The sequence below is a fragment of the Nonomuraea sp. NPDC005650 genome, from assembly GCF_040605375.1.
Taxonomy (GTDB): domain Bacteria; phylum Actinomycetota; class Actinomycetes; order Streptosporangiales; family Streptosporangiaceae; genus Nonomuraea.
On record NZ_JBEXCR010000076.1, the window covers coordinates 18,285 to 41,655 of the forward strand.

Sequence of the window (23,371 nt, forward strand, 5' to 3'; positions counted from 1 at the left end):
TGCCACACCGCATGATGAACAGTCATCGGATCAGGACAGGGAGGGCCGGCATCGCATGAAAGTCCGCCGCCGGATCTGGCTGCTGTTCATGGTCGCGGCGGTGTTCGGTGCCGTGCTCGTCGGCCCCTACCTCGGGCTGGACATCGACGACAGCCGGCTCGACGTGAGCGGCCGGCCGCACTACTACCTGCTCGTCGCACACATCTTCACCGCGCTGGTCGCGCTCGTCCTCGGTCCGCTCCAGTTCATCCCGGCGATCCGGACGCGCGGGCGGGTGCACCGTACGATCGGCCGTTGCTATCTTCTGGCCGGAGTGCTCCCCTCCGCGCTGGCCGCCGTACCGGTGGCGCTGCTCTCAGGGCGTCTCATCACCCAGATCGGCCTGGTGATTCCTGCCGTCCTGTGGCTCATCACCGGCCGGCTCGCCTTCCGGGCCGCCCGCCGACGCGACTTCGTCCGCCACCGGAACTGGATGATGCGCAATTACGCGCTCACCTTCCTCGCCGTCACCTCACGAGTCCTGGTGCCGCTCCTCCTGCTGGCCCAGGTGCCGTTCAGCGACACGGTGAGCGCGGGCTCGATCGGCGCCGGCGCCCAGTCCATGATCCCGATCGGGCAGGCGCTCGGGTGGATCGTCAACCTCGTCGTGGTGGAGATCCTGATCAGGAGGCGCGGGGCCCGGCGGGCGCATGCTGCGACTACGGATGCGGTGCGGTCTTGATCGCCCCTGATCCGGAAGCGGGGAAGGCACGCCGGTATTCGGTGGGTGTTGTTCCGAGGTGCAGGGCGAAGTGGTGGCGGAGGTTGTTGGCAGTGCCCAGCCCGCTGCGCTCGCTGATGTGGTCGATGGGCAGGTCGGTGGTCTCCAGGAGGTCTTGCGCACGGGCCAGACGTTGATGGAGCAGCCACTTCATCGGGCTCGTGCCGGTCGCGGCCCGCAGGTTGCGGTGGAAGCTGCGAACGCTCATCCCGGCGCGGGCGGCCAGGTCGTCGACGGTGAGCGGGCGGTCGAGGTGCTCCAGGGCCCAGTGCAGGACGGGGGCGATCCCGTCGTCGGTCACGGCGACGGCGCGTTCCACGTACTGGGCCTGGCCGCCCGGCCGGTGGGCGGGCACCACGAGGCGGCGGGCGAGCTGGTTGGCCACCCGCGCGCCGAGATCACGGCGGACGATGTGCAGGCACAGGTCGAGCCCGCCACTGAGCCCGGCGCTGGTGAGCACATCGCCGTCGTCGACGTACAGGACCGATTCGTCCACCTTCACCTGCGGGTACCGCTCGGCCAGTTCGCGGGTGTGCTCCCAGTGAGCGGTGGCGGGGCGGCCGTTGAGCAGTCCCGCGGCGGCGAGGGCGAACACGCCGTTGCAGAGGGAGACCATGCGCGCCCCCGCGGCGCCGGCCCGGCGGAGAGCAGTGAGTAGTTCCTCGGGCAGCTCGCGGTCGCCGTACATGTACGACTCCGGCACGACCGGGACGATCACCGTGTCAACCTTCTCCAGCTCGTCCGGCCCGTACGGCGCGTTCAGCGTGAACCCCGGCACCGACGAGGACGTCCCCGGGCGCAACCCGACCAACCGCAGGTCGTACCACGGGTCCGCGAGATCGCTGTGCGGCACGCCGAAGACCGCCGTGGCGATGCCCAGCTCGTACATGTCCCACATCGAGATGGCGTCGTCGATCACGACCAACGCCACGGAACCAGCACTCACGAGCCCCACCCTATGGCAGTAATTTGGTGAACATCGGCACTCCTGCCAGTTTCGGCTGGCTTCTTGCGCTGCCATCGTGGTGGACCACCACCCACTAAACGGACAGGAAGCGACAGACATGGCAGGAACACCGGTCACGGTCATCGGCATGGGGTTGATGGGCCGGGCGCTGGCCACCGCCTTCATGAACGCCGGCCACCCCGCGACCATCTGGAACCGCACCCCGGGCAGGGCACAGGCCCTGGTCGATGCCGGCGCGAGCGAAGCTCCGACGGTCGAGGCCGCGGTCGCCGCCGCTCCCCTGGTGATCGTCTGCGTGCGGGACTACGACGCCGTACGCGAGCTGCTCACCCCGGCCGAGGCGGCGCTGTCCGGCCGCGTCCTGGTCAACCTCACATCGGGCGCGTCCGACGAGGCGCGCGCGATGGCCGGATGGGCGGCGGAACGCGGAGCCGAATACCTGGACGGGGCGATCATGATGACCCCTCCGGGCATCGGCGCACCGGAGACGGTCATCCTCTACGGAGGCTCGCCGTCGCTGTACGAGACGCACGAGAAGACCCTCGCCGTGCTGGGCGGCGGTACCACGCTCATCAGCTCCGACGTCGGCCTGCCTGCGCTGTACGATGTCGCGCTGCTGGGGATCATGTGGTCGACGTTCAACGGGTTCATGCACGCCGCGGCGCTCATGGGCACCGAGAAGGTCGCGGCCACCGACTTCGTGCCGATGGCCACGGACTGGCTCAAGGGCGTGGCGACGTTCCTGACGGCGTACGCTCACCAGATCGACGAGGACTCCTACGCCGCCGAGGACGCCACGCTGGAGACCCAGGCCCCGCCGGTCCGGCACCTCATCCACGAGAGCCGGATCCGCGGCGTCGACGCGACCATGGCCGAGTACACCGAGAAGCTCCTCGCCGAGGCCATCGGCCGCGGCCACGCCCTCGACAGCTACGCCCGCATCATCGACCACTTCAGGACTCCCACGGCATGAAGGCTCAGGGCCTCCACACCATGAACGCCACCTCCTGGGCCGCTCTCGTCGTCGAAGCTGCCCACGAAACCACCGCGATCCTCGAGAAAGGCGCCGCCCAGGACTGGACGCGTGACGCCGCAGGGCTGGAATGGACCTGCCGGACAACGCTTGACCACCTCGCCCTGGGCATCGTCGGTTACGCCGGCCTGCTCATCGCCCGCCCGGCTGACCGGTACATCACCCTCTTCGCCTCGCTCGATCCCCAGGCTCCCATCAGCGACTGCCTGGAGGGGATCAGGATCGCGGCGAACATCCTGGCCTCCGCCGTACGCGAGGCCGACGACGACGTACGTGCCTGGCATCCATGGGGCCACTCCGACGGCCCCGGCTTCGCCGCCATGGGAGTCGTCGAACTGCTCGTCCACGGCATGGACATCAGCCGCGGTCTCGGGCTCGGCTGGCGGGCGCCGGAGCAGCTGTGCGTCCCTGCAGTGCGACGCCTCTTCCCAGATGCTCCGCACGGCGATGACGCGACTGAGACCCTGCTGTGGTGCACCGGGCGCGCCGATCTTCCGGGTCATGGCCGCAGAGACCGCTGGCGGTGGGACGGGACCGTCCGCTGACGTTGCCGCCGTGCACGATGATCAGCGGAAGACGGCGTGGCCGTCGCGGTCGAGTCGCCGGTCTCGCACCCCGTCACAGGGTGATCTCTCGTTTCTCCTGCGCGGACTGGTAGGCCGCGAGAATGACCTTGAGCACGTCCGTGCCCTCTTCGTGGGTGTGCACCGGCCGCGATCGGCCACGTATCCGGCGGACGAAGTCGGCGCAGACGGCCGGGATGGAGTCGACGGCCGGAAATTCGAGTGTGGTGGCGGCCCCGCCGCGTGGCTTGTGGCACAGCGTCGTGCCGTCGCTCCACAGGCTGCCGAGCTCGCCGACCACCGAGAACTTCTCGGTGAACGGCGCCGCTTCGTACGCCCAGCTGGTCACCACCTCGCCCACCGCGCCGTCGGCGAAGCGCACCAGCACCCGGGCGGAATCCTCGCCCTCCATGAACGCCAGCCGGTGGGTGCTGAGCATCGCCGCAACCGCGGCCGGGCGGGCGGAAGCCAGGTACAGCAGCAGGTATGTGGGGTGGTAGCCGGTGTCGATGAGCTCGCCACCGCCGCTGGTTGCCGCATGGGCGCGCCAGCCCATCGTCGACGGGTCGAAGTCGTTGAAGAAGCTGTCGGTGGTGCGCAGTTCGTACACACGGCCCAGCGCGCCGGAGTCGATGAGCTCGCGGGCGTGGGCGACCGCGGGCAGGGTGAGCTGGTTGTGCGCGCACATCAGGGTGACCCCGGCTGTGCCCACCGCTTCGGCGATCCGCTCGGCCTCGGCGATCGTCAGGCACAGCGGCTTCTCGCACAGGATGTGCTTGCCGGCCTTGGCAGCGGTGATGATGGCGTCGGCATGCAGATGGTGGGGCAGGCAGATGTCGACGGCGTCGACGGGGGCCTCGTCCAGCATGCGCTCGTAGGAGCGGAACACCTGGGCACCACCCGCCTGCCGGGCGCGCTCGGCCGCGATGTCGAGGTCCACGTCGGCGACGGCGGTGACGGCCGCCTCGTCCGGGACGGCGAGATAGCCGCGCAGATGGGAGCGGGAGATGTTCCCGCAGCCGACGAGGCCGATGGAGAGGGTCATGTGCGGCTTCCTTCCTCGCGGCTGTTGCGGGTGGCGGCGGCCATCAGGTGGGTCAGGTCGAGGCCGAGGGCGAGGTTCTCCTCGTCACGAGTGCCCTCGGCGACATGGCGTACGAACAGCTCGAAGGGCGTGCCGGTGCGCGGCGGCACGGGCAGCTCGCGCCAGGCGCCGCCGGTGCCGAGCAGCAGCCGCGGCTCGGGCGTCCCGTACACCAGGGAACCTTCGGTGCCGTGCAGCTCGATGGTGAACGGGGAGGCCGGTGTGACGAAGGACGCCTCCACCACGCCAAGAGTGCCATCCGCGCAGCGCAGCACCGCGACAGCGTTGTCCTCGACAGCGCGCTTCGTCACATGGCCGAAGGACCCGGTCACGGTCTCGGGCATGCGACCAAGGAACAGCCGGGCCAGGTACATGGGGTGGCAGCCGAGGTCGATGAGGGCACCGCCCGCGGCGGCAGCCGGGTCATAGAAGTGCTCGGGGAGCCAGCCCTCGCCGACCGAGCCGCCGTGGGCCAGGCGGATCCGGACCAGGGTGACGCGGCCGAGTTCGCCGTCGGCCAGCACCTTGCGGATGGCCGTCGTGTACCCGTCGTACAGCCTGGGGAGCGCGAGCATCAGCGCGACGCCGGACTTCTCCGCGGCGGCGGTGATCTCCGCGCACTCGGCCGGGGTCGGGGCGAGGACCTTCTCGGTGAAGATGTGCTTGCCGGCCGCCGCGGCGGCCGTGATGACCTCGCGGTGCGCGGTGGTCGGGCAGGTGACGACCACCGCGTCGACGTCACCGCGCGCGAGTAGTCCGCCGAGGTCGGGATGGAAGCGGGCGCCGAGGTCGTCGGCCCAGGCCCGCCCACGGGCGGCGTCCTCGTCCCAGACGGCGGTGATCTCGGTTTCGGGGTGCTCGGATGCCTGGAGAGCGTAGTCGGGAGCGTGCACGTGCCAGAAGCTGAGGATGGCGAGGCGCAGGGGCACGAATGATCCTTTGAACGGCCGGTACATTTGTCGAACCGGTCCAAAACCCTACTCGGGACGATAACGCTGGACCGGTTCGATAGCAATACTTGACCGAAAAACGACAGTAATTCTGCGGTAACTCTTGCGATGAATACGGGCCGATGTCAGCATCGGTCACGAGCGCCGGGACCGCCGGTCGTCCGCGCCTTTGGACAGATCTCCCCGCCCAGCCACCGTCAGGCAAGGGATTGACGCATGCCTTACGCAGTTGACGAGTTCGCCTTCGACCTGCGCCAGAGCGTGGCGCCCGGCCACACCTGGGTCACCAGCGGCTGGACCACTGTCCACGCCCCACCGGGCTCGGTGTGCGGGGTCGGCAGGTGGTTCGCGCCACCGTACGCGGCCCCCGACGCCGCGCTGGCCGTCGAACTGGACGTGGACGGGCACCGGATCGCCGACGGCGCGGCGCCCGGCGTGGCCGGGGTGGGCCTGCTCCACGCGGGTGGCACCTGGTGGCCTGGCCGGATCGTGAGGCAGGGCACCTACCACCGCCGCCACCACGGCGAACTCGTGTCGTTCCAGGTGCGGAGCACCCTCACCCCGCTGTACGGCCAGGCCGGATTCGTCCTGGAGGTGGAGATCACCAACCGGTCCGGGCGGGACGTCACCGTGACCCTGCACCCGCGCGCCGATCCCGGCGGTCCCCGCCGTGTCTCGCTCGGCGAATGGGGCTGGGTCCCGCCCGAACCCGGTCCGGAGGCCACGCGCACGGGACCGTGGACCTGGCAGGCCGGTGATGTCACCGTCGAGCTCTCCCACGAGGGACTCCGCCAGGACATCCCGGCGGGCGGGAGCGCGGTGTTCGCGCTGGCCGTTCGCGCCGGCGCGGGAACGCCGCCCGGGCGGCTGCGGGAGCTGGCCGCAGAATCCCGCGATCAGTCGGAGCGCCGGCTGGCCGCGGCCCTGGCGCGCGTACCGCGCCTGTCCAGCGACATCCCGGGGCTGGAGGCGTACTGGCGCGGCTCGCTGGCCAGCGGGCTGGTCTGTCTCTGGGACAACCCCGGCTTCATCACCTCGCCCTTCGTGGCCACCTCCGGACTGGACGGCGGGGCGCTGTGCGCCTACGCGTGGGACACCGGCGGGTACGCCCCCCACCTGCTCACCCTCATGCTCGGCGACGCCACCACCCCTGTTCTGGAATCCCTCATGAAGGTGGACCTCACCAGCCACTACGCGATCGCTCCCGATGGCACGGGCCAGGGCGTCCCGTACGCCTACAGCGGCTGGTCCCTGGTCACCCTCGCCACCGCCGTCGCCGCCCACCAAGGCATCTCCCCCGCCCTGGTCACCCAGCTCCACGAGCTGGTCGAGGGGCTGGACGCCCGCTTCAACCCGGCCGGGGCGCTACGCGACTACGGCACCCAGCACAACCTGCTGGAGATGCGCGGCACCGGCTGGGAGCACGTGGTCGCCAGCCCCAACGCCGAACGCGCCTGGTGTCTCGACCGGCTCGCCGAGCTGGCCGAGACGTCCGGCGCGCGGCTGCCCGTCGGTGAGTTGCGCTCCCGCGCCCGTGACATCAGGCACGCGATCGCCCGCGAGCTGTGGGACGAGCGCGAGGGCTGGTTCCGCTGCCGTTACCCCGACGGGCACACCGAACTCGTCCAGCACGTCCAGGCGTTCGACGCGATGCGGAACGGCGCCTGCACGCCGGAGATGGCCTCGGCCATGCTGAGGCGGCTGCGTGACGGCTCGTTCCTCGCACCGTACGGCGTCAGCGCCGTGGCCGCGGACGACCGGCTGCACTACGAGCTCGGCGACACCGACTGGTCGGGCGGCGGGGCGTACACCGGGGAGGGCCCGCAGCTCGCCCTGACGCTCTGGGAGCAGGGCGAGCCGTCCCTCGCCTGGGGCGTCATGCGACGGCTGCTCTGGATGGGGCAGCACTTCCCGTACTACCCCCAGGAGCACTACTGCGACCGCCCGGCGGCACCGCCCGCAGGCCGTCGGGTCAACATCGTCGCAGGGCTGGCCGGTGCGGAGGCGATCCTGACCGGCGCGGCGGGCGTGCGGTTCCGGCTCGACGGCAGCCTGGTCGTCATCCCGGCAGCGCTCCCCGACGGGGACGTGGAGCTGACCGGGCTGGTCCACCGGGGGCGCGTGATCGACGTCTCGACCGCCTCAGCCGTCGTCACCGTCGACGGCCGTCCCCGAAAGGCCGGCGAGGTGATCGAGTGACGGCGGCGCCGGGTCGCCGGGCCCCACCGGCCAGAGCCGGGGGCACACGGCGGGGTCGGCGTAGTCGGGCCGGCCCTCGGGGTCACGACGTACGAGGTCGTCGTTGCCGTGCCGGTCCCGGAGACTGGGGCGGTTGTCGCCCGGCTGGAGGTGAACGGCCAGCGAGCGGCGCGGCCGTCCGCTCAGGTTGGGGCCGCTGCCGTGAACCGTCCGGCAGTGGTGGAAGCTGACCGCGCCGCGCGGGATCTCCGGCACGACGACCTCGACGCGCCGCGAGCCGCGCACCTGGCTCATCACCGAGCACACCCATGAGGTCTGGGAGCTTTACCTCCAGACGGACCGTCCCCCGACGAGGTGGCGGATCGGCGGCGCCGAGTACGAGGTGCCGCCGAACGGGCTGCTGCTCGTGTCCCCGTACGTGCCGCACCGTATGGCCAGGCCCGCCGACACGGTCTGGCAGTTCATGTTCGCGGCCCTCGACGCGCCGCTCCTCCTGCCTGAGGTCCCCTGGCGCCGCTTGCCGGTCTTCGTGGCGGACGCGGCCCCGGCCGTCGCCCCCTTCGAGACCTTCCTGCGCGAAGTGACCACGACGGGGGCCCTGCGTGCCTTCGGGCTGCGGGCCGGTGCCCAGCACCTGCTCGTCGAGGTGGCCAGGCTCCTCATGCCGGGCGGCACGACCGGGCGGCGTGCCATGCACCCGGCCGTGGACGGCGTCCTGCGCATGCTGGAGACCCACTACACCGAGCCCCTGCCGCTGTCCCTGCTTGCCCGGCACGTCGGGCTTTCACCGTCCTACCTGGCCGAGCTCTTCACCGCCCAGCTCGGCGTGAGTCCCGCCCGTCATCAGGCACGTCTGAGGATCCGCCGGGCCAGGACGCTGCTCGCCGAGACCGACCGGAGCGGCCACCCGTATTCGTCGCAGGAGTTACGGGCGAGTTACTCCTGTTTTTCGTCGAGGTATTGCCATCGAACCGGTCCAGCGCTACCGTCCCAGGAAATGGTGTTGGACCGGTTTGACAAAAGGCCGGGCGCAGCTGAGGAACGGGCATGGAGAAAATCACGATCCGCGATATCGCACGCCTGGCCGGCGTATCGAAATCCACGGTGTCGCTGGTGATCAACAACAGCCCGCGGGTGGACCCGGCCACCCGACGGCGCGTGCTGGCGGTCATCGCGCGCCACAACTACGTGCCCAACGCCACCGCGAGCGCGCTGGCGAAGGGGCGGCCGCCGTTCATCGGCATGATCGTGCCCGGGCTGACGTGGCGGATGGTGGCCCCGCTGAACTACGGGGTCGCCTCCGTCATCGAGCGCACGCCGTACGAGATCATCCTCTACACGAGCACCAACGACCGCGACTACGGGCCGGTCATCGACCGCATGCTCGCCTCGGGGTTGTCGGCCGGGGTCCTGGTGATCAACCAGGACCAGCCCATGAAACCCCTGCTCGACCTGCACGGGCAGGGCGTGCCCGTGGTCCTCATCAACACCCTCGGCTCCCACTTCGACCTACCGTCGGTCGAGGCCGACAACTACGAGGGCGCCCACGGCGCGGTCCGCCACCTGCTGGACCTCGGTCACCGGCGGATCGCGTCGCTGGCCGGGCCGATGACGTACCCGTGCTGCCAGGACCGGCAGCGCGGCTACGAGGACGCGCTGACCGAGGCCGGAGTCCCGATCGACGCCTCGCTCACCGCGCAGAGCGGGTTCGAGCCGCCGCGGGCCCGCGAGCTGGTGCGCGAGTTGCTGGATCGTGCCGACCGGCCGACGGCGGTGTTCGCGCACAACGACGTCACCGCCTACGCCGCCATGGAGGCCGCCGCCGACCGCGGTCTGCGGGTGCCCGAGGACCTGTCGGTGGTCGGATTCGACGACATACCGTCGTCGGCGCACGTCAAGCCCGCCCTCACCACGGTCGGCCAGCCGTTCGAGGCGATGGGCCAGCAGGCGGCCCGGATGCTGCTCGCCATCGTCTCCCCCGAGCCCGGGGAAGACCCGCCACCCCCCACCCGCATCCAGCTGCCGACCACTCTCGTCGTCCGGGACAGCACGGGCCCCGCTCCCGCCTGACACGCATCTCACTTCGACTCCACCCCGACTTTCACCTCGACGAAGCGAAGACCGGCGCCCAGGCGGCACCGGTCATGATCCCCCCTGCCCGTCGAAAGAAAGGACCCCTCATGGGTCACTTCACCAAGGCGCTGGCGTTCGTGATCCCCGGGGCGCTGCTCGCGGCGCTGATGGGACCGGCGGCGCCCGCGACCGCCGCCGCACCGACCGAGGTCATGCCGGCCGACATTCTCGAATCGTTCACCCAGTTCACGGGTAATCCCGCACCCCAGACGAAGATCGTCACCGTTCAAGGGCAGCCCGACTTCGACCAGGCGCTGCAGGTCACGGTGACCGGGCAGCCGAGCACGTCCGGCCTGGACGGCGAGTACTCCTTCGGCGTGGGCGTCCCCTCCGCGCAGCCCACGGTCAAGGACGAGGCGATGCTGGCCACGTTCTGGGCGCGGTCGGTCACGCCGACCCCCTCCGGGGCCGGCCTGGCCCACTTCGTGTTCGAGCAGAACGGCGGGAGCTACAGCAAGTCCACCCAGGCGGCGATGAAGTTCGGGGCCGTGTGGCAGCGCTTCCAGCTGCCGTTCCGGATGGCCGCCGGCTACGCGGCCGGGCAGGTCCGCGTCAACTTCTGGCTCGGGTACGGGCCGCAGGTGCTGCAGATCGCGGGCGTGTCGGTGCTGCGGTACGGACCGGGGACCCCGGCCGGGTGGCCGCAGGCGACCTACGCCGGCCGCGCCGCCGCCGCGTCCTGGCGAGCCGCCGCCGACGACCGGATCGAACGCGACCGCAAGGGCAACATCTACGTCAAGGTCGTCGACTCCCAGGGCCACCTCGTCCCCGGCGCCACCGTCCAGGCGGAGATGACCAGGCACGCCTTCAAGTTCGGCTCGGCCGCGGACGGCGTGCGGCTGATGACCCAGAACACCGCGGGGCAGAAGTACCGCGACACGCTGCTGGCCAACTTCAACCAGTTCACGCTCGGCAACAACCTCAAGTGGAACCACTGGGAGAACGTGACCGAGCGGAACACGTACACGCTGCCCGCGCTCCAATGGGGACGCGACAACGGCCTGTTCGTCCGCGGGCACACCCTGATCTGGCCCTCGTGCGGGAACATGCCCGCCGACGTCTGCGGTCTGCGCGGCGACCCCGCCGCGCTGCGGAACAGGATCGACACCCACATCACCGACGAGGCGGGCACGCTCGCCGGCAAGATCGACGAGTGGGACGTGGTCAACGAGCCGTACGCCAACCACGACGTGCAGAACGTGCTCGGCGACGGCGAGATCGACCGCTGGTTCCGGCTGACCCGGCAGGCCGACGCGGGCCCCAAGCTCTACCTCAACGACTACGACATCATCGAGGACAACGGCTGGGAGGTCCGCCACCAGGACCAGTTCTCCGCCCTGGCCCGCTCGCTGAAGGACGGCGGGGCACCCATCGGCGGGATCGGCATCCAGGGGCACTTCGCCGGTGAGCAGCTCACCTCGCCGCAGGACCTGATCACGCTGATCAACAAGTTCGGCGGGATCGGCCTGCCCGTCGCGATCACCGAGTTCGACGTGGGCACCACCGACGAGCAGCTCCAGGCCGACTACACGCGTGACTTCCTCACCGTGATGTTCAGCATGCCGCAGGTGACGGGGGTCAGCACGTTCGGGTTCTGGGAGGGCGACACCTGGGATCCCAAGCGGGCCCTGTTCCGGACCGACTACACGCCCAAGCCGAACGCCGTGGCCTGGCGCGACCTCATCTACGGCAAGTGGTGGACCAGGGCGACGGCCACGACCGGGACGACCGGATCGACCACGGTGCGCGGCTTCCTCGGCGACTACACCGTCAAGGTCACGGCCGGCGGCGTCACCAAGGAGGTCGCCGTCTCGATGCCGACCATCGCCGGCAAGGCGATCACGGTGGTCGTCGGCTGACATCAGCACATCGAGCCAGCACATCGAGCCGGCTCATCGGGTCGGCTCGTCGAAAGGAAAGACCATGATTCAGCTCAGCCGCCGGCAACTCCTGGGGGCCGCCGTCGCCACCGGCGGGGCCGCGTTCCTCGCCGGCTGCGGCGACTCCCGGCAGAACGCCGCCCCGGCGCAGGGCACCACGCTGGCGTACTGGGACTGGTACGTCAGCCAGGCGCCATGGGTGGACAACGAGATCAAGCTCTTCCAGCAGGCCAACGGCAAGACCACGATCAAGAAGACCACCCAGGTCACCGACAAGTACCTCGACCTCGTGGCGCTGGCCTTCCGCAGCGGCACCGCCCCCGACGTCTTCCTGCTGCCCACCAAGCCGAAACTGGAGACGCACGTCGGGGAGGGCTGGCTGATGCCCCTGGACAGGTGGGCCACCCCCGAGTGGCGGTCGAGGTTCCCCGCCAACAGCTTCGTCGAGGGCGTCAACATCTTCGGCGGCAAGGTCTACTCCGCGCCCTTCAGCGGCCTGGCGCCGGCGCTGCAGCTCTACATCCACAACGGGGTCTTCAAGGAGGCCGGCCTGACCAACCCCGACGGGACGGTGCTCATCCCGAAGACGTGGGACGACATCACCCGCGCCGCCGAGGCGATCACGAGCAGGAGCGGCGGCAAGGTCTTCGGGCTCGGCTTCGGCAACGCGCAGAAGGGGGCCCTGCCGTGGCTGATCGAGCTGTTCTGCCGGGGCGCCGGGTCGCCCGGGGGCACCCAGTCGGTCGACTACCGCACCGGGAGGTGGACGTACGGGACCGACCGCAACTACGCGGACTTCCTCGCCCTCCTCCTCGACTGGAAGAGCCGCGGCTTCATCTACCCCAACTCGATGAGCATCTCCGACGAGCAGGCCAGGGCGTTCTTCTCGAAGGGCCGGTTCGGCATGATCGTCGGCGGGGTGTGGAACCAGGCGCCCTGGGAGGAGGCCGGTTTCAAGGACTACAGCCTCATGACGCTCCCGTCGCCGACCGGCACCCCGCAGGGCTTCTTCTACGGGGCCCCGGGCAGCTACCTGATGGGCATCTCGGCCAAGGCCGGGAACCCCGACCAGGCGTGGGCCTGGCTCGACTGGTTCTACGGCCGCGAGGCCGGCAAGCGCTGGGTGCAGGGCGGCTACGGCCTGTCGGTCTACCCCGAGAACAACGACCCGGCGGGGGTGACCTCGCCGACGTTCAAACAGTACGTGGCCATGGCGAACACGGCCCTCGTCGGCCCGGTGCCCGCCATCCGCAACCCGGAGATCGCCAAGGTGGAGGTGGCGCCGGTCCAGCCGGACCTCCCGGACGTCGCGGCCGGCATCTACACCGCCCAGCTCAAGGACGCGCCCAAGGCGCTCAAGGAACTCGAGGACCGCCTCAACGGCGCCTTGGGCGAGGCCGTGTCGAAGGCCCGCGGGCAGGGGCTCAAGGTCAGCATGGACGACTACGTGTTCGCCGACTGGGACATCGCCAAGTCGTACACCACCAAGCGCGGATGAGCGGATGACGGACATCCAACTGGTCAGCCGGCCCCGCGCGCTGCCCGAGGGCAAGGCGTCCAGCCTGCGGCGGCGGATCGCCGCGGCGCGCTGGTCCTACCTGTACGTCCTGCCGATGCTGGTGCTGCTGCTGGCGTTCGTGATCTACCCGATCATCGCGTCGCTCGGCTACACCTTCTACCGGTGGGACGGAATCGGCGAGCCCGGCGACTTCGTCGGGCTCGCCAACTTCGCCCGAGTGATGACCGACTCCATCTTCTGGGGAGCCCTGCGCAACACGTTCTTCTATGTGCTGATCGTGGTGCCCGTCCAGCTCGTTCTCGCGCTCGCCCTCGCCCTCGTGCTGAACAATCGCCGCCTGCGCGGCCGGACTGTCTACCGGACGCTCTTCTTCCTTCCGGTGGTGACGTCGGCCGCGGTCGTCGGCGTGGTCGTCCAGCTGCTCTTCTCCAATTTCGGCGACGTGGTCAACGACGTGCTGATGTCGACCGGTCTCACGGACGATTACGTGGACTGGCTCGGCGACCCGAATTTCGCGATGCTCATCATCATCGGGGTCGGGATCTGGCACACGCTGGGCTACAACCTCGTCTATTTCCTGGCCGGTCTGCAGACGATCCCCGACGAGCTGTACGAGGCGGCTCGGCTCGACGGCGCGGGCGCCCTCGCGAGCTTCCGCTACATCACCGTCCCCATGCTCAGGTCGGTGGGGGTCGTCATCGTCCTGCTGTCGGTCATCGGCTCGTTCCAGGTCTTCGACCTCGTGCAGGTGCTCACCAACGGCGGGCCGTACTTCGCCACCGAGGTCGTGAACACCTACGTCTACCACCTGGCGTTCGGCGGGTTCGGCGGCACCGGCGTCGAGCGGGACGTCGGCCTGGCCTCGGCGGCGTCGTTCTTCTACGGGATGCTGCTCATCCTCTTCGCCGTGGCCCAGGGCCTCTTCCTGCGGGCGCTGGTCAGGCGCAGGGGAGGCCGCGCATGACCCGGCGCGCGCCGTGGCTGACGCACGCGTTCCTGCTCCTCGGCGGGATCGCCTGGCTGTACCCGTTCCTGTGGACGCTGGGCAGCTCGCTGAAGAGCACCGACGAGTTCTTCGGCCGCGGCCTGAACCCGCTGCCCGGCACGCCGCTGTGGGCCAACTACGGGCAGGCCTGGCAGGGGGCGTCCTTCGGCCAGTACTTCCTCAACACCCTCACCATCACCGTCGCCACGGTGGTCATCACCCTGCTCGTCACCGCCATGGCCGGCTACACGCTGGCCCGCACAGAGTTCCCCGGCAAGGGGCTCGTCCTGGTCGCGGTCGCGGGGACGGTGTTCCTGCCCCACGGCTACACCATCATCCCGATCTTCGACATCATGGACGCGCTCGGCCTGCTCAACAGCCTCTGGTCGATCATCATCGTGCAGTCCGCGGGCGGGATCGTCTTCGGCACCTTCCTGTTCATGGGCTACTTCCGGGCCATCGACCGCTCGCTGGAGGACGCCGCCCGGGTGGACGGGGCCGGCTTCCACCAGGTCTTCTGGCGGATCATGCTCCCGTTGTCGGGGCCGATGCTGGCCACGGTCGGCCTGTTCACCGCCATCTCGGCGTGGAACAGCTTCTTCATCCCGCTCGTGTTCACCCTCGCCCGTCCCGAGCTGCGCACCCTGGGCGTCGGGATGTACGCCTTCATCGGCGAGAACTCCACCGACTGGACGCTGCTGTGCGCCGGCTCCGTCATCACGCTCGCCCCCATCATCGCGATCTTCCTGGTGCTGCAGCGGTTCTTCGTGAACGGACTCGCCGGCGCCGTCAAGCAGTGACAGAGAGGGTTTCCATGTCCCATCCCCGGCGGGCGGCGATCGTCGGCACCGGCCTGCGCGCGCAGCTGTTCACCGAGGGCCTGGCCCGGCGCGAGCACATCGACCTGGTCGCCTTGTGCGACCCGAACCAGACCCGGATGGCCGTGCACAACCGCCTCATCACCGCGCTGGGCCGGCCCCCGGCCGCGACCCTGCGCCCGGACGACTACGCCGGCGTGCTCCGCGACATCGACACCGTGGTGGTGACCACCGTCGACGCCCTCCACGACGCCTACATCGTCCCCGCGCTCGAGGCGGGCTGCCGCGTGATCACCGAGAAGCCCATGACCACCGACGCCGCCCGCTGCGCCCGGATCCTGGACGCCGTGGACCGCACCGGATCGGGCGTGACGGTGGCCTTCAACTACCGGTTCAACCCGGTGCACGAGAAGGTCCATCAGCTGCTGCGGGCGGGCGAGATCGGCGAGGTCCTGTCCGTCCACTTCGAGTGGCTCCTGGACGTACGCCACGGCGCCGACTACTTCCGGCGCTGGCACCGGTTCAGGGACAGCAGCGGCGGCCTGATGGTGCACAAATCCGGGCACCACTTCGACCTGGTGAACTGGTGGCTGGGCAGCGTGCCACGGCGCGTATACGGGCAGGGCCGGCTGGCGTTCTACGGCGCGGACAACGGGCGGGCGTCCGGCTACGCGCGAGACTACGAACGCGCCCATGGGACGCCCGAGTCCACGCATGATCCGTTCGCCCTGGACCTCGCCGCGAACAACCAGCTCAGAGAGCTGTACCTGAACGCCGAGCACGAGGACGGCTACCTTCGCGACCTCAACGTGTTCGGCGACGGCATCACAATCGAGGACGACATGGCGGTCCTCGTGACCTATGCCGGCGGCGCCACGATGACCTACCACCTCACGGCGTACTCCCCCTGGGAGGGGTACCGGGTGATGTTCAACGGCACCCGGGGACGCCTCGAATTGGAGGTGGAGGAGACCCAGTGGGCCGATCCCGGCACGGGCGTCACCGCAGGGTCGGGGGCGCTGCACGGTGACATCGCCCTGCCCAACTCGGGCGGAGCGCGGATCCGGGTGCGCCCGCTGTGGGCGCCGCCGCGCGACATCCCCGTGACGGTGGTCCACGAAGGGCACGGCGGCGCCGACGAACGCATGCTCGCCGCGATGTTCGACGGCGTGACCTCCCCGGTGGCGCTCGCGGACGAACGGGACGGCGCCCACGCCCTGGCGATCGGGCTGGCCGCCAACGAGTCGTTCGCCACCGGGGAGCCGGTCACCCTGCCCTATACAGAACGGGATTGAGCGGGGTGTCCGGGACGGCTCCCACCTCGGCTCCGGGCAGCCACGTGCGCAGGTCGTGCTGCTGGTTGTCGTTGACCGGCCGGGAGACCGTGATGTCGGCGTCCATGTAGATCACGGTCATGACCCGGCGCGGGATGTCCGACCGGTTCGGCGCGGCGTGATGGAACGTCCACCCGAGGTGATAGCTCACCTCGCCGAGCCGGTACGGCGTCTCGACCGACGGGAAGTCCCGCTCGGCCAGCGCCCGCTGCAGCTCCCGCTCGGACTCGTCGCTGATGGGCAGGTCGCGGCCGTACTCGAAGCGGTGGCTGCCGGCGGCGAAGGCCAGCGGCCCCATCTCGGCCGGCGTCTCCTGCAGGGGGATCCAGACCGTCACGGTCCGGTCGCCGGCCAGCGGCCAGTAGTACTGGTCGGCGTGCCACGGGGTGAACCCGCCGCCCGACTCCTTGTACAGCGCCTGGTCGTGATAGAGCCGAACGCCGTCCACGCCGAGCAGCTCGGCCGCGATGCGGGCCAGGCGCGCGGAGAAGACGAACTCGCGGACGAGGTCGCTGTGCCGCCACAGGTTGGTGACCTGGAGGAACGCCTTGCTGTACGTGTCGCGTTCGGCGAGGGGGAGGTGCTGGGTGTTCAGCTCGATGACCTTCGCGGTGATCTCGGGTTCGTACGCCGCGATCGTCCCGGCGTCCAGCACGCCGGGCAGTTTCACGAACCCGTCGTCGTCGAAATGCCGCCGCGCGACGGCGTCGAGGTCGTACCGGGACTCGAGATCGTGGTGAGTGATCGTCATGCGACCAGCCTCGCCGCCCCCTCGCGTTCGAGCCACGCGACGGATGACCGATTCCGATACTTTCATGACGACGGAGCACCATGCGCGCGATCTACGAGTACATCGAGGCCACCTCCCAGCTCTCCTGGAAGCTGTACGTCCGCCAGGCGACGCACTTCCGCTTCGCCTGGCACTTCCACCGCGAATACGAACTGACCCTGATCACCCGCGGCACCGGCACCCGGTTCGTGGGCGACTGCGTCGAGGAGTACGGTCCCGGCGACCTGACCCTGATCGGCCCCCAGATGCCGCACACGTACCAGTCAGTGCCCGGTCACGGCAGGCACGAGGCGATCGTCGGCCAGTTCCGCCGGGACTTCCTGGGACGGGACTTCTTCGACCGCCCCGAGTTCGCCGACGTGGCCGCGCTGCTCGAACGCTCGGCGCGGGGGCTGAGCTTTCCCCCGTACGCCGTGGACCTCGGCGAGCTCGACGCGATGCCGCCACCCGAGCGAACCCTCGCGCTGATCGACGCGCTCGTCCGGCTGTCGCGTTGCGCCGAGACGCGCCCGCTGGCCGGCGACCGGCACGTCCCCTCTCTCGACGGGGCCACCCGCGACCGCATCGACGCGATCGTCCGGCTGCTCAACGAGGAGTACGCCGGGCCGGTCACGCTGGAAGCCGTCGCTCGCGCCGCCCACCTGGCCCCGGCCTCGGCCAGCCGGTTCTTCCGCCGCACCACCGGCGCCACGATCACCGGCTACCTCACCATGCTGCGGGTCAACGCCGCCTGCCGGTTGCTGAGGGAGACCGACCGCACCGTCTCCGGCATCGCCGCCGACTGCGGCTTCTCCAACCTGTCCAACTTCAACCGCCGTTTCCGGGAGCTGAGGGGCATGTCGCCCCGCGAGTACCGGGCGCTCTGGCGGACCTGACAACGCGGCTCGACCCGCGGCTGAGCGCGGCACACCGCAGAGCCGCTCCCCGGGCACCCGCCTGGACCGCGCCTGCCGAAAACTCCATCCTTACCAGGCCCAAGGCCCTGACCTGCGCCGTCGGTCAGCCGGCTCGCCGGTGTCGCGGGCGGCGGCAGAGGGGTTGCGGGCCCGGGTCAGGCCGCCCTGGTGGGCAGTCCGATGACGCCGCTGATGAGCGCGTCGAAGGCGCGGTCGGGCAGGATGGCTCGGGCGGCCATGAGGGGGCGGGCGCCGAACCCGACGGCGTATCGGGTCTTGGGCCGGCGGGCTGTCACGGCCTTCTCGATCGCGTCGGCGATGACTGAGGGCGGCGAGCTGCGGCGTGCGTTGGCCTCCGAACGGAGTGCCTTGACGACGGCGTTGGCCTGCGCGGCGTAGGGGCCGTGGCCGGAGGTGTTCTCGACGTGGTCGGCGGCGATCCCGCCCCATTCGGTGGCGATCCCGCCCGGTTCGATGACGACGACGTCGATGCCGAAGGGTTTGGCCTCCAGGCGCAGGCAGTCGCTCAGGGCCTCAAGCGCGAACTTGGTCCCGTGGTACCAGCCCCCCAGCGGCGTGTGGAGCTTGCCGCCCATCGAGGTGATGTTGACGATGGTTCCGCTGCGCTGGGCGCGCATGGACGGCAGGACCAGCTGGGCCAGGCGGATCGCGCCGAAGACGTTGACCTCGAACTGCCGGCGGCCCTCGTCGATCGGCACGTCCTCAAGGGCGCCGTAGGAGCCGTAGCCGGCGTTGTTGACCAGGACGTCGATCCGGCCTGTCTCGGCGATGACGTGCTTGATGCCGGCGTGCATGGACTCCTCGTCGGTGACGTCCATGGCCAGTGGCCGGATCCCGGTCGGGGCCAGCTTCTGCAGCCGGTCGGTGCGGCGGGCGGCGCCGTAGACGGTGTGGCCGAGTGCTAGCAGCTTCAGCGCGGTGGCCTCGCCGATGCCGGAGGAGGCGCCGGTGACGATGGCGGTCTTGGTGGGCATGTCGCTTCCCTGAAGAGTAAGATGAACTACGGTTCACATTTATCATGAACCATGGTTCACCTTAATGCAAGTGCAGGTCCCGGCCGCTGGAGAGACCCATGACCCAAACCCGAGCGCCGCGCGCCGACGCCGTCCGCAACCGCAAGAAGATCCTGGCCGCCGCCCGCGCGCAGATCACCGAACGGGGACCGGACGCCGGGATGGACGAGATCGCGGCCGCCGCGGGAGTGGCCGTGGGCACCCTGTACCGGCACTTCCCGACCAAGACCGACCTGGTCGCCGCCGTCATCGCCGAGTTCATGGACCAGGTCGCGGCCGACGCCGAGGCCGCCCGCGACCGCGTCACCGCCGGCGCCCCCGCCCTCGACGAGATCAACGCCTTCCTCGGCCGCGTCATCGAAGCCTCCGCGACCAACCACGCCGTCAAAGCCGCCGCCCACGCTCTCGGCGCCGACACCGGTGCCGGCGCCGACCAACGCCGCGCCGAAGCAGCCCTGGCCACCCTCATCCACCAGGCACAGGCAGACGGGGACGTCCACCCCGACGTCACGGTCGATGACATCTACCTGCTCTTCAACACCGCACCCACCGACCAGCCCCAAGCGACCCGCACCCGCTGGCTCACCCTCACCCTGCCCGGCCTCACCACCAGCGCCCGCACCACCGACGGCTGACAACACCCGCTATTTGATCAGCGCAGCCAATCAGCGGCACGAACTCACCCGCTCCAAGGCCATCCAGGCACTGCGCGAGCACAACCGCACCAGCGTCCCAGTCGCCCACCAAACCGTCGCCCAGAGCTTCTGTCTCCCGTTCCCGGCTCAACGCCCAGCCCGGCATCCGGGCCGAGATCGAACGACTCCGAACCACGGCCCGGCCGGTCGCAACGCCATCTGTGCCGGCCCGTCGCGGAATGGGCACTGGGGCAGCGACTGCGAGGTTGCCTACCCTCGCTCCGAACCGTTCGTCGCTGGTTTCTGACCACTCATCGTAAAGATCTTCAACGCTGCATACCGTATGTGGTACGCGTGTGAGGTGGCAAGATTCCTCGACCGTTCCCGGATCGTGGCGGCACCCGGCTGGAGCCGGTGGCTGGTGCCGCCCGCCGCACTCTCCGTCCATCTGGCGATCGGGCAGGCGTACGCGTGGAGCGTCTTCAAGCCCCCGCTGGAATCCTCTCTCCACCTGTCCGGCACCCAGAGCGCCCTGCCGTTCCAGCTGGGCATCGTCATGCTGGGCCTGTCGGCGGCCTTCGGCGGCACGCTGGTGGAGCGCAACGGGCCGCGCTGGGCGATGTTCGTCTCGATGGTCTGCTTCTCCTCCGGCTTCCTGCTGTCCGCGCTCGGCGTGGCCACCAGCCAGTACTGGCTGGTGGTGCTCGGCTACGGCGTCGTGGGCGGGATCGGGCTCGGCATCGGCTACATCTCCCCCGTCTCCACGCTGATCAAATGGTTCCCCGACCGGCCCGGCATGGCGACGGGGATCGCGATCATGGGGTTCGGCGGCGGCGCGCTCATCGCCTCGCCGTGGTCGGCGCAGATGCTGGAGTCGTTCGGCACGAGCACGGGCGGGATCGCCACCACGTTCCTCGTGCACGGCGTGGTCTACGCGGTCTTCATGACGATGGGCGTGCTGCTGGTGCGCGTCCCGGCGGAGGGGTGGTCGCCGCCGGGGTGGACGCCGCCCGCGGTCGCGGCCAGGCCGCTGATCACCGACGCGGACGTCTCGGCCCGCAACGCGATCCGCACCCCGCAGTTCTACTGCCTGTGGGTCGTGCTGTGCTGCAACGTCACCGCGGGCATCGGGATCCTGGAGAAGGCCGCGCCCATGATCAGGGACTTCTTCACGAACACGGCCACGCCGGTCGCGGTGGGGGCGGCGGCGGGGTTCGTCGCGCTGCTGTCGCTGGCGAACATGACCGGCCGCTTCGTCTGGTCGTCCACCTCCGACCTGATCGGCCGCAAGAACATGTACCGCGTCTACCTGGGCGTCGGCGCGCTGCTCTACCTGGTGATCGCGCTGGCGGGCAACTCCTCCAAGCCGCTGTTCATCCTGTGCGCGCTGGGCATCCTGTCCTTCTACGGCGGCGGCTTCGCGACGATCCCGGCGTACCTGAAGGACCTGTTCGGCACCTACCAGGTCGGCGCGATCCACGGCCGCCTGCTCACGGCCTGGTCGACGGCGGGCGTGCTCGGCCCGCTGATCGTGAACGCCATCGCCGACGCGCAGAAGGCGGCCGGGCGGTCGGGGCCCGCGCTCTACACGACCTCCCTCTACATCATGATCGGGCTGCTCGCGGTGGGCCTGGTCGCGAACGAGCTGATCCGGCCGGTGAGCGAGAAGTACCACGAGAAGCCGGCCGAGCCGGCGATGGAAGGGCAGGCGACATGACGTCCAGGCGGACCCCGCTGATGGTGCTGGCGTGGGCGTGGGTCGCGCTGCCCTTCGCGTTCGGCGTGTACGAGCTGGTGCTGAAGCTCACGCAGCTGTTCGACTAGCCGAGCGAGATCCGGTCCAGGTCGGGCGCCGCCTCCGTATCATTGTGGATCTTGATGGTGTTGGCGCCGGCTCGCAGCGTGACGGGCACGGTCGTGGTGTAGGGGGTGTTGTTGCCCACCCCGCTCACCTTCACCTCGACCGGCGCCCCGCCGTTGACGGTCACGAAGTACGAGCGCTGCCCGTTGACGGTGAAGTCGACGGACAGCGTGTACTGCCGGGCCTCGGGCACCACGACGTCCTCGAACAGCACGAAGGCGTCGGGGGTGCCGCCGAGGTTGCGCACCTTCTGGCCGCCGGAGCACGGTGAGCAGCTCGTGATGCCCGCGCTGCCGAGCCCGTTGCGCGAGTCCTCGGCCTCGCGCATGAACACCCGGTCGGCGGGGCGCGGCCGGACCCGTACCTGCCGGGTGACCGTGTTCGGGCGGCCCAGCACCCCGAACGCGGCCGTCACCTGGAGGTCGGTCGCCGTGACGTCCTGGCCGGGCGGCGAGGTGAGGGTCCAGGTGCCTTCGAGCGTCTGCCCGAGCCGCATCGTGGCCGCCGTGACGGGGGCGCCCTCGACGGTCCAGCCCGCGGGCGCGGCCGGGGCGAGCCGGACCTGGTCGAGCGCGTCGTCGGCGTCCAGGCGCAGCTTGGCCGACACCTTCAGCGTCTGCTGTCCGGGGCCGGCCCACTGCAGGCCGCCGGGCTCGACGGTCATGGTCGTCTTGGGCACGGACGAGGCGGGCGGCAGCGGCGCGACCGCGAGGCGATCGACGCCCGGCCCCCTGGCCGCGTCGCTGAACAGGGTGATCGTGTTGGCCCCGGCCTTGAGCGGCACCGGCAGCGCGGTGGAGAGCGGCACGTCCGGGTTGTCCCCCGGAACCTGGACCTCTGCGGGCGCGGCGCCGTTGACGGCGACCTTCAGGGAGGTGGCCGCGGCTGCCGTGTGGTCGATCTGCAGGCGGTAGTCGCCCGCCGCCGCCACCGTGACGTCCCGGTACGTGATCGCGTTCCGCGCCCCGCCGCCGAGCCCGGCGACCTGCGCGTGACCCGAGCACGCCTGGCAGAGGTCGGGGCGGGCGGACCCCGTGCGGTGCTGACGCTCGGCCTCGAGCGGCACCGGGTCGCCGAAGGAGAGCGGGTAGTCGCGCGCGACCCGGAGCTCGTCGATCTGCAGCTCCCGCTGGAAGCGCGGCGCCTGCGGGCCGGCCCAGGTGTTCAGCACCTCGAGTTTGAGGTAGCGGGCGCGGAGCTCGCCCAGGTCGACGATCTGCGTGCCGCGCGCGCTGCGCATCGCGCCGGTGCGGACCGGCCTGCCCCAGTGCCGGCCGTCGTCGCTCGCGTAGACCCGGTAGTCCTTGATCCGCGCGGAGTCCTCGGGGCGGCCGAACGTCTCCCGCGCGTACGTCGGCGACCATTCGCGCTGGCTGACCGCCAGGTACGCGGCCTCGCGCACGCGGCCGAGGTCGAGGGTCATCGAGACGGGCAGGGTCGCGCCGCTGTCCCAGTAGACCTCGTGGCTGCCGTCCACGAGCGCGGCCGCGGGGTGCCCGTCGCGCGAGGCGGACGCGGTGGCCTTGAGCCCGTCGTAGAAGCCCTGGCGGCCGGCCGTCTCGACCTTGAACACCGTGTCGTAGTCGTCCCATCGCGTGACGCCGAGAATCGTCAGGTAACCGCCGGACTGGCTGAAGCGCATCCGCTCGCCCGTACGCAGGTCACTCACCCCCGTCACCCGGTAACCGTTGTCACGCAGCCGCACCAGATCGGTGCTGGGCCTGGTCACCACATGGACATACTGGGTCCGAGCGCCGTCGCGGCTGACGGTGATCACGCCGTGGGCGCCGTCGTTCCAGAAGCCCGGTTGCATGCCGCCGTACATGTACCCGCCACCCTCGGTGCCCCGCAGGGACTCCTGGATCGGCGGGACCCACGTGGACATGAAGGCGTTGAAGGCCTCCTGCTGGGGCGGGAAGCGGCCGTTCAC

At 70.3% G+C, this 23,371-nt stretch carries 21 protein-coding genes; 14 read left to right on the forward strand and 7 right to left on the reverse strand.

The window, feature by feature from the left end:
• The first annotated feature begins 55 nt into the window (after positions 1–55).
• Positions 56–721 carry a DUF2306 domain-containing protein gene (locus ABZS69_RS63295; protein WP_355393532.1) on the forward strand — a complete coding sequence of 222 codons (666 nt, stop codon included), beginning with the start codon at positions 56–58 and terminating at the stop codon, positions 719–721.
• Here ABZS69_RS63295 and ABZS69_RS63300 read toward each other — a convergent pair.
• Entirely contained in the window at positions 699–1,706 is a 1,008-nt protein-coding gene (locus ABZS69_RS63300) for a helix-turn-helix domain-containing protein (protein WP_355393535.1), read from the reverse strand. The two genes, ABZS69_RS63295 and ABZS69_RS63300, sit on opposite strands and share 23 nt — an antisense overlap.
• A gap of 118 nt (positions 1,707–1,824) precedes the next feature.
• On the opposite strand from ABZS69_RS63300, the gene ABZS69_RS63305 reads away from it, so the two are divergent.
• Positions 1,825–2,700, forward strand: coding sequence for an NAD(P)-binding domain-containing protein (locus ABZS69_RS63305; protein WP_355393538.1), 876 nt, complete (start codon positions 1,825–1,827; stop codon positions 2,698–2,700).
• A complete protein-coding gene (locus tag ABZS69_RS63310; RefSeq protein WP_355393541.1) occupies positions 2,697–3,305 on the forward strand; it encodes a maleylpyruvate isomerase N-terminal domain-containing protein in 609 nt (202 codons plus the stop codon). Before ABZS69_RS63305 ends, ABZS69_RS63310 begins: the two co-directional genes overlap by 4 nt.
• A gap of 73 nt (positions 3,306–3,378) precedes the next feature.
• Here the strand turns inward: ABZS69_RS63310 and ABZS69_RS63315 are convergent, their stop codons facing one another.
• Positions 3,379–4,368 carry a Gfo/Idh/MocA family oxidoreductase gene (locus tag ABZS69_RS63315; RefSeq protein ID WP_355393543.1) on the reverse strand — a complete coding sequence of 330 codons (990 nt, stop codon included), beginning with the start codon at positions 4,366–4,368 and terminating at the stop codon, positions 3,379–3,381.
• The gene (locus ABZS69_RS63320; RefSeq protein WP_355393546.1) at positions 4,365–5,336 is read right to left on the reverse strand and encodes a Gfo/Idh/MocA family oxidoreductase; all 972 of its coding nucleotides are present in this window, start codon (positions 5,334–5,336) and stop codon (positions 4,365–4,367) included. Before ABZS69_RS63320 ends, ABZS69_RS63315 begins: the two co-directional genes overlap by 4 nt.
• A gap of 237 nt (positions 5,337–5,573) precedes the next feature.
• Between ABZS69_RS63320 and ABZS69_RS63325 the strand changes: the two genes are divergently transcribed.
• Positions 5,574–7,556: a hypothetical protein gene (locus tag ABZS69_RS63325; protein WP_355393549.1), complete on the forward strand. Its 1,983-nt coding sequence runs from the start codon at positions 5,574–5,576 to the stop codon at positions 7,554–7,556.
• On the opposite strand, the gene ABZS69_RS63330 is transcribed toward ABZS69_RS63325, so the two are convergent.
• Complete coding sequence (locus ABZS69_RS63330) at positions 7,500–7,850, reverse strand: phytanoyl-CoA dioxygenase family protein (protein WP_355393552.1); 351 nt, start codon at positions 7,848–7,850, stop codon at positions 7,500–7,502. The two genes, ABZS69_RS63325 and ABZS69_RS63330, sit on opposite strands and share 57 nt — an antisense overlap.
• Before the next feature lie 88 nt (positions 7,851–7,938).
• On the opposite strand from ABZS69_RS63330, the gene ABZS69_RS63335 reads away from it, so the two are divergent.
• From ABZS69_RS63335 to ABZS69_RS63365, 7 genes are all read left to right on the forward strand, one after another.
• A complete protein-coding gene (locus ABZS69_RS63335; RefSeq protein WP_355393555.1) occupies positions 7,939–8,673 on the forward strand; it encodes a helix-turn-helix domain-containing protein in 735 nt (244 codons plus the stop codon).
• Positions 8,604–9,626, forward strand: coding sequence for a LacI family DNA-binding transcriptional regulator (locus ABZS69_RS63340; protein ID WP_355393558.1), 1,023 nt, complete (start codon positions 8,604–8,606; stop codon positions 9,624–9,626). The genes ABZS69_RS63335 and ABZS69_RS63340 overlap by 70 nt, the downstream gene beginning before the upstream one ends.
• 110 nt (positions 9,627–9,736) lie before the next feature.
• The gene (locus ABZS69_RS63345; RefSeq protein ID WP_355393561.1) at positions 9,737–11,548 is read left to right on the forward strand and encodes an endo-1,4-beta-xylanase; all 1,812 of its coding nucleotides are present in this window, start codon (positions 9,737–9,739) and stop codon (positions 11,546–11,548) included.
• Between the two features lie 64 nt (positions 11,549–11,612).
• Positions 11,613–13,067, forward strand: coding sequence for an extracellular solute-binding protein (locus tag ABZS69_RS63350; protein ID WP_355393564.1), 1,455 nt, complete (start codon positions 11,613–11,615; stop codon positions 13,065–13,067).
• Between the two features lie 4 nt (positions 13,068–13,071).
• Positions 13,072–14,052, forward strand: a complete 981-nt coding sequence (locus ABZS69_RS63355; RefSeq protein ID WP_355393567.1) for a sugar ABC transporter permease — start codon at positions 13,072–13,074, stop codon at positions 14,050–14,052.
• Positions 14,049–14,873, forward strand: a complete 825-nt coding sequence (locus ABZS69_RS63360) for a carbohydrate ABC transporter permease (RefSeq protein WP_355393570.1) — start codon at positions 14,049–14,051, stop codon at positions 14,871–14,873. The genes ABZS69_RS63355 and ABZS69_RS63360 overlap by 4 nt, the downstream gene beginning before the upstream one ends.
• 14 nt (positions 14,874–14,887) lie before the next feature.
• Positions 14,888–16,186: a Gfo/Idh/MocA family oxidoreductase gene (locus ABZS69_RS63365; protein ID WP_355393572.1), complete on the forward strand. Its 1,299-nt coding sequence runs from the start codon at positions 14,888–14,890 to the stop codon at positions 16,184–16,186.
• Here the strand turns inward: ABZS69_RS63365 and ABZS69_RS63370 are convergent.
• Positions 16,158–16,976, reverse strand: coding sequence for a phytanoyl-CoA dioxygenase family protein (locus ABZS69_RS63370; protein ID WP_355393575.1), 819 nt, complete (start codon positions 16,974–16,976; stop codon positions 16,158–16,160). The genes ABZS69_RS63365 and ABZS69_RS63370 overlap by 29 nt on opposite strands.
• Positions 16,977–17,056: 80 nt before the next feature.
• On the opposite strand from ABZS69_RS63370, the gene ABZS69_RS63375 reads away from it, so the two are divergent.
• Positions 17,057–17,890, forward strand: coding sequence for an AraC family transcriptional regulator (locus ABZS69_RS63375; protein WP_355393578.1), 834 nt, complete (start codon positions 17,057–17,059; stop codon positions 17,888–17,890).
• 176 nt (positions 17,891–18,066) lie between these two features.
• Here the strand turns inward: ABZS69_RS63375 and ABZS69_RS63380 are convergent, their stop codons facing one another.
• A complete protein-coding gene (locus ABZS69_RS63380) occupies positions 18,067–18,906 on the reverse strand; it encodes an oxidoreductase (protein WP_355393581.1) in 840 nt (279 codons plus the stop codon).
• A 98-nt stretch (positions 18,907–19,004) separates the two neighbouring features.
• Between ABZS69_RS63380 and ABZS69_RS63385 the strand changes: the two genes are divergently transcribed.
• The gene (locus tag ABZS69_RS63385; protein ID WP_355393584.1) at positions 19,005–19,580 is read left to right on the forward strand and encodes a helix-turn-helix domain-containing protein; all 576 of its coding nucleotides are present in this window, start codon (positions 19,005–19,007) and stop codon (positions 19,578–19,580) included.
• Positions 19,581–19,941: 361 nt separating this feature from the next.
• Positions 19,942–21,297, forward strand: coding sequence for an OFA family MFS transporter (locus tag ABZS69_RS63390; protein WP_355393587.1), 1,356 nt, complete (start codon positions 19,942–19,944; stop codon positions 21,295–21,297).
• A gap of 103 nt (positions 21,298–21,400) precedes the next feature.
• Here ABZS69_RS63390 and ABZS69_RS63395 read toward each other — a convergent pair.
• Positions 21,401–23,371: CBM35 domain-containing protein (locus ABZS69_RS63395; RefSeq protein WP_355393590.1), on the reverse strand; the 1,971-nt coding region annotated here is incomplete at its 5' end.

Coding starts and splice junctions, on each gene's coding strand:
- ABZS69_RS63295 (WP_355393532.1), top strand. CDS start 56: ATGAAAGTCCGCCGCCGGATCTGGCTGCTGTTCATGGTCGCGGCGGTG.
- ABZS69_RS63305 (WP_355393538.1), top strand. CDS start 1,825: ATGGCAGGAACACCGGTCACGGTCATCGGCATGGGGTTGATGGGCCGG.
- ABZS69_RS63310 (WP_355393541.1), top strand. CDS start 2,697: ATGAAGGCTCAGGGCCTCCACACCATGAACGCCACCTCCTGGGCCGCT.
- ABZS69_RS63315 (WP_355393543.1), bottom strand. CDS start 4,368: ATGACCCTCTCCATCGGCCTCGTCGGCTGCGGGAACATCTCCCGCTCC.
- ABZS69_RS63325 (WP_355393549.1), top strand. CDS start 5,574: ATGCCTTACGCAGTTGACGAGTTCGCCTTCGACCTGCGCCAGAGCGTG.
- ABZS69_RS63330 (WP_355393552.1), bottom strand. CDS start 7,850: ATGAGCCAGGTGCGCGGCTCGCGGCGCGTCGAGGTCGTCGTGCCGGAG.
- ABZS69_RS63340 (WP_355393558.1), top strand. CDS start 8,604: ATGGAGAAAATCACGATCCGCGATATCGCACGCCTGGCCGGCGTATCG.
- ABZS69_RS63345 (WP_355393561.1), top strand. CDS start 9,737: ATGGGTCACTTCACCAAGGCGCTGGCGTTCGTGATCCCCGGGGCGCTG.
- ABZS69_RS63350 (WP_355393564.1), top strand. CDS start 11,613: ATGATTCAGCTCAGCCGCCGGCAACTCCTGGGGGCCGCCGTCGCCACC.
- ABZS69_RS63355 (WP_355393567.1), top strand. CDS start 13,072: ATGACGGACATCCAACTGGTCAGCCGGCCCCGCGCGCTGCCCGAGGGC.
- ABZS69_RS63360 (WP_355393570.1), top strand. CDS start 14,049: ATGACCCGGCGCGCGCCGTGGCTGACGCACGCGTTCCTGCTCCTCGGC.
- ABZS69_RS63365 (WP_355393572.1), top strand. CDS start 14,888: ATGTCCCATCCCCGGCGGGCGGCGATCGTCGGCACCGGCCTGCGCGCG.
- ABZS69_RS63370 (WP_355393575.1), bottom strand. CDS start 16,976: ATGACGATCACTCACCACGATCTCGAGTCCCGGTACGACCTCGACGCC.
- ABZS69_RS63375 (WP_355393578.1), top strand. CDS start 17,057: ATGCGCGCGATCTACGAGTACATCGAGGCCACCTCCCAGCTCTCCTGG.
- ABZS69_RS63380 (WP_355393581.1), bottom strand. CDS start 18,906: ATGCCCACCAAGACCGCCATCGTCACCGGCGCCTCCTCCGGCATCGGC.
- ABZS69_RS63385 (WP_355393584.1), top strand. CDS start 19,005: ATGACCCAAACCCGAGCGCCGCGCGCCGACGCCGTCCGCAACCGCAAG.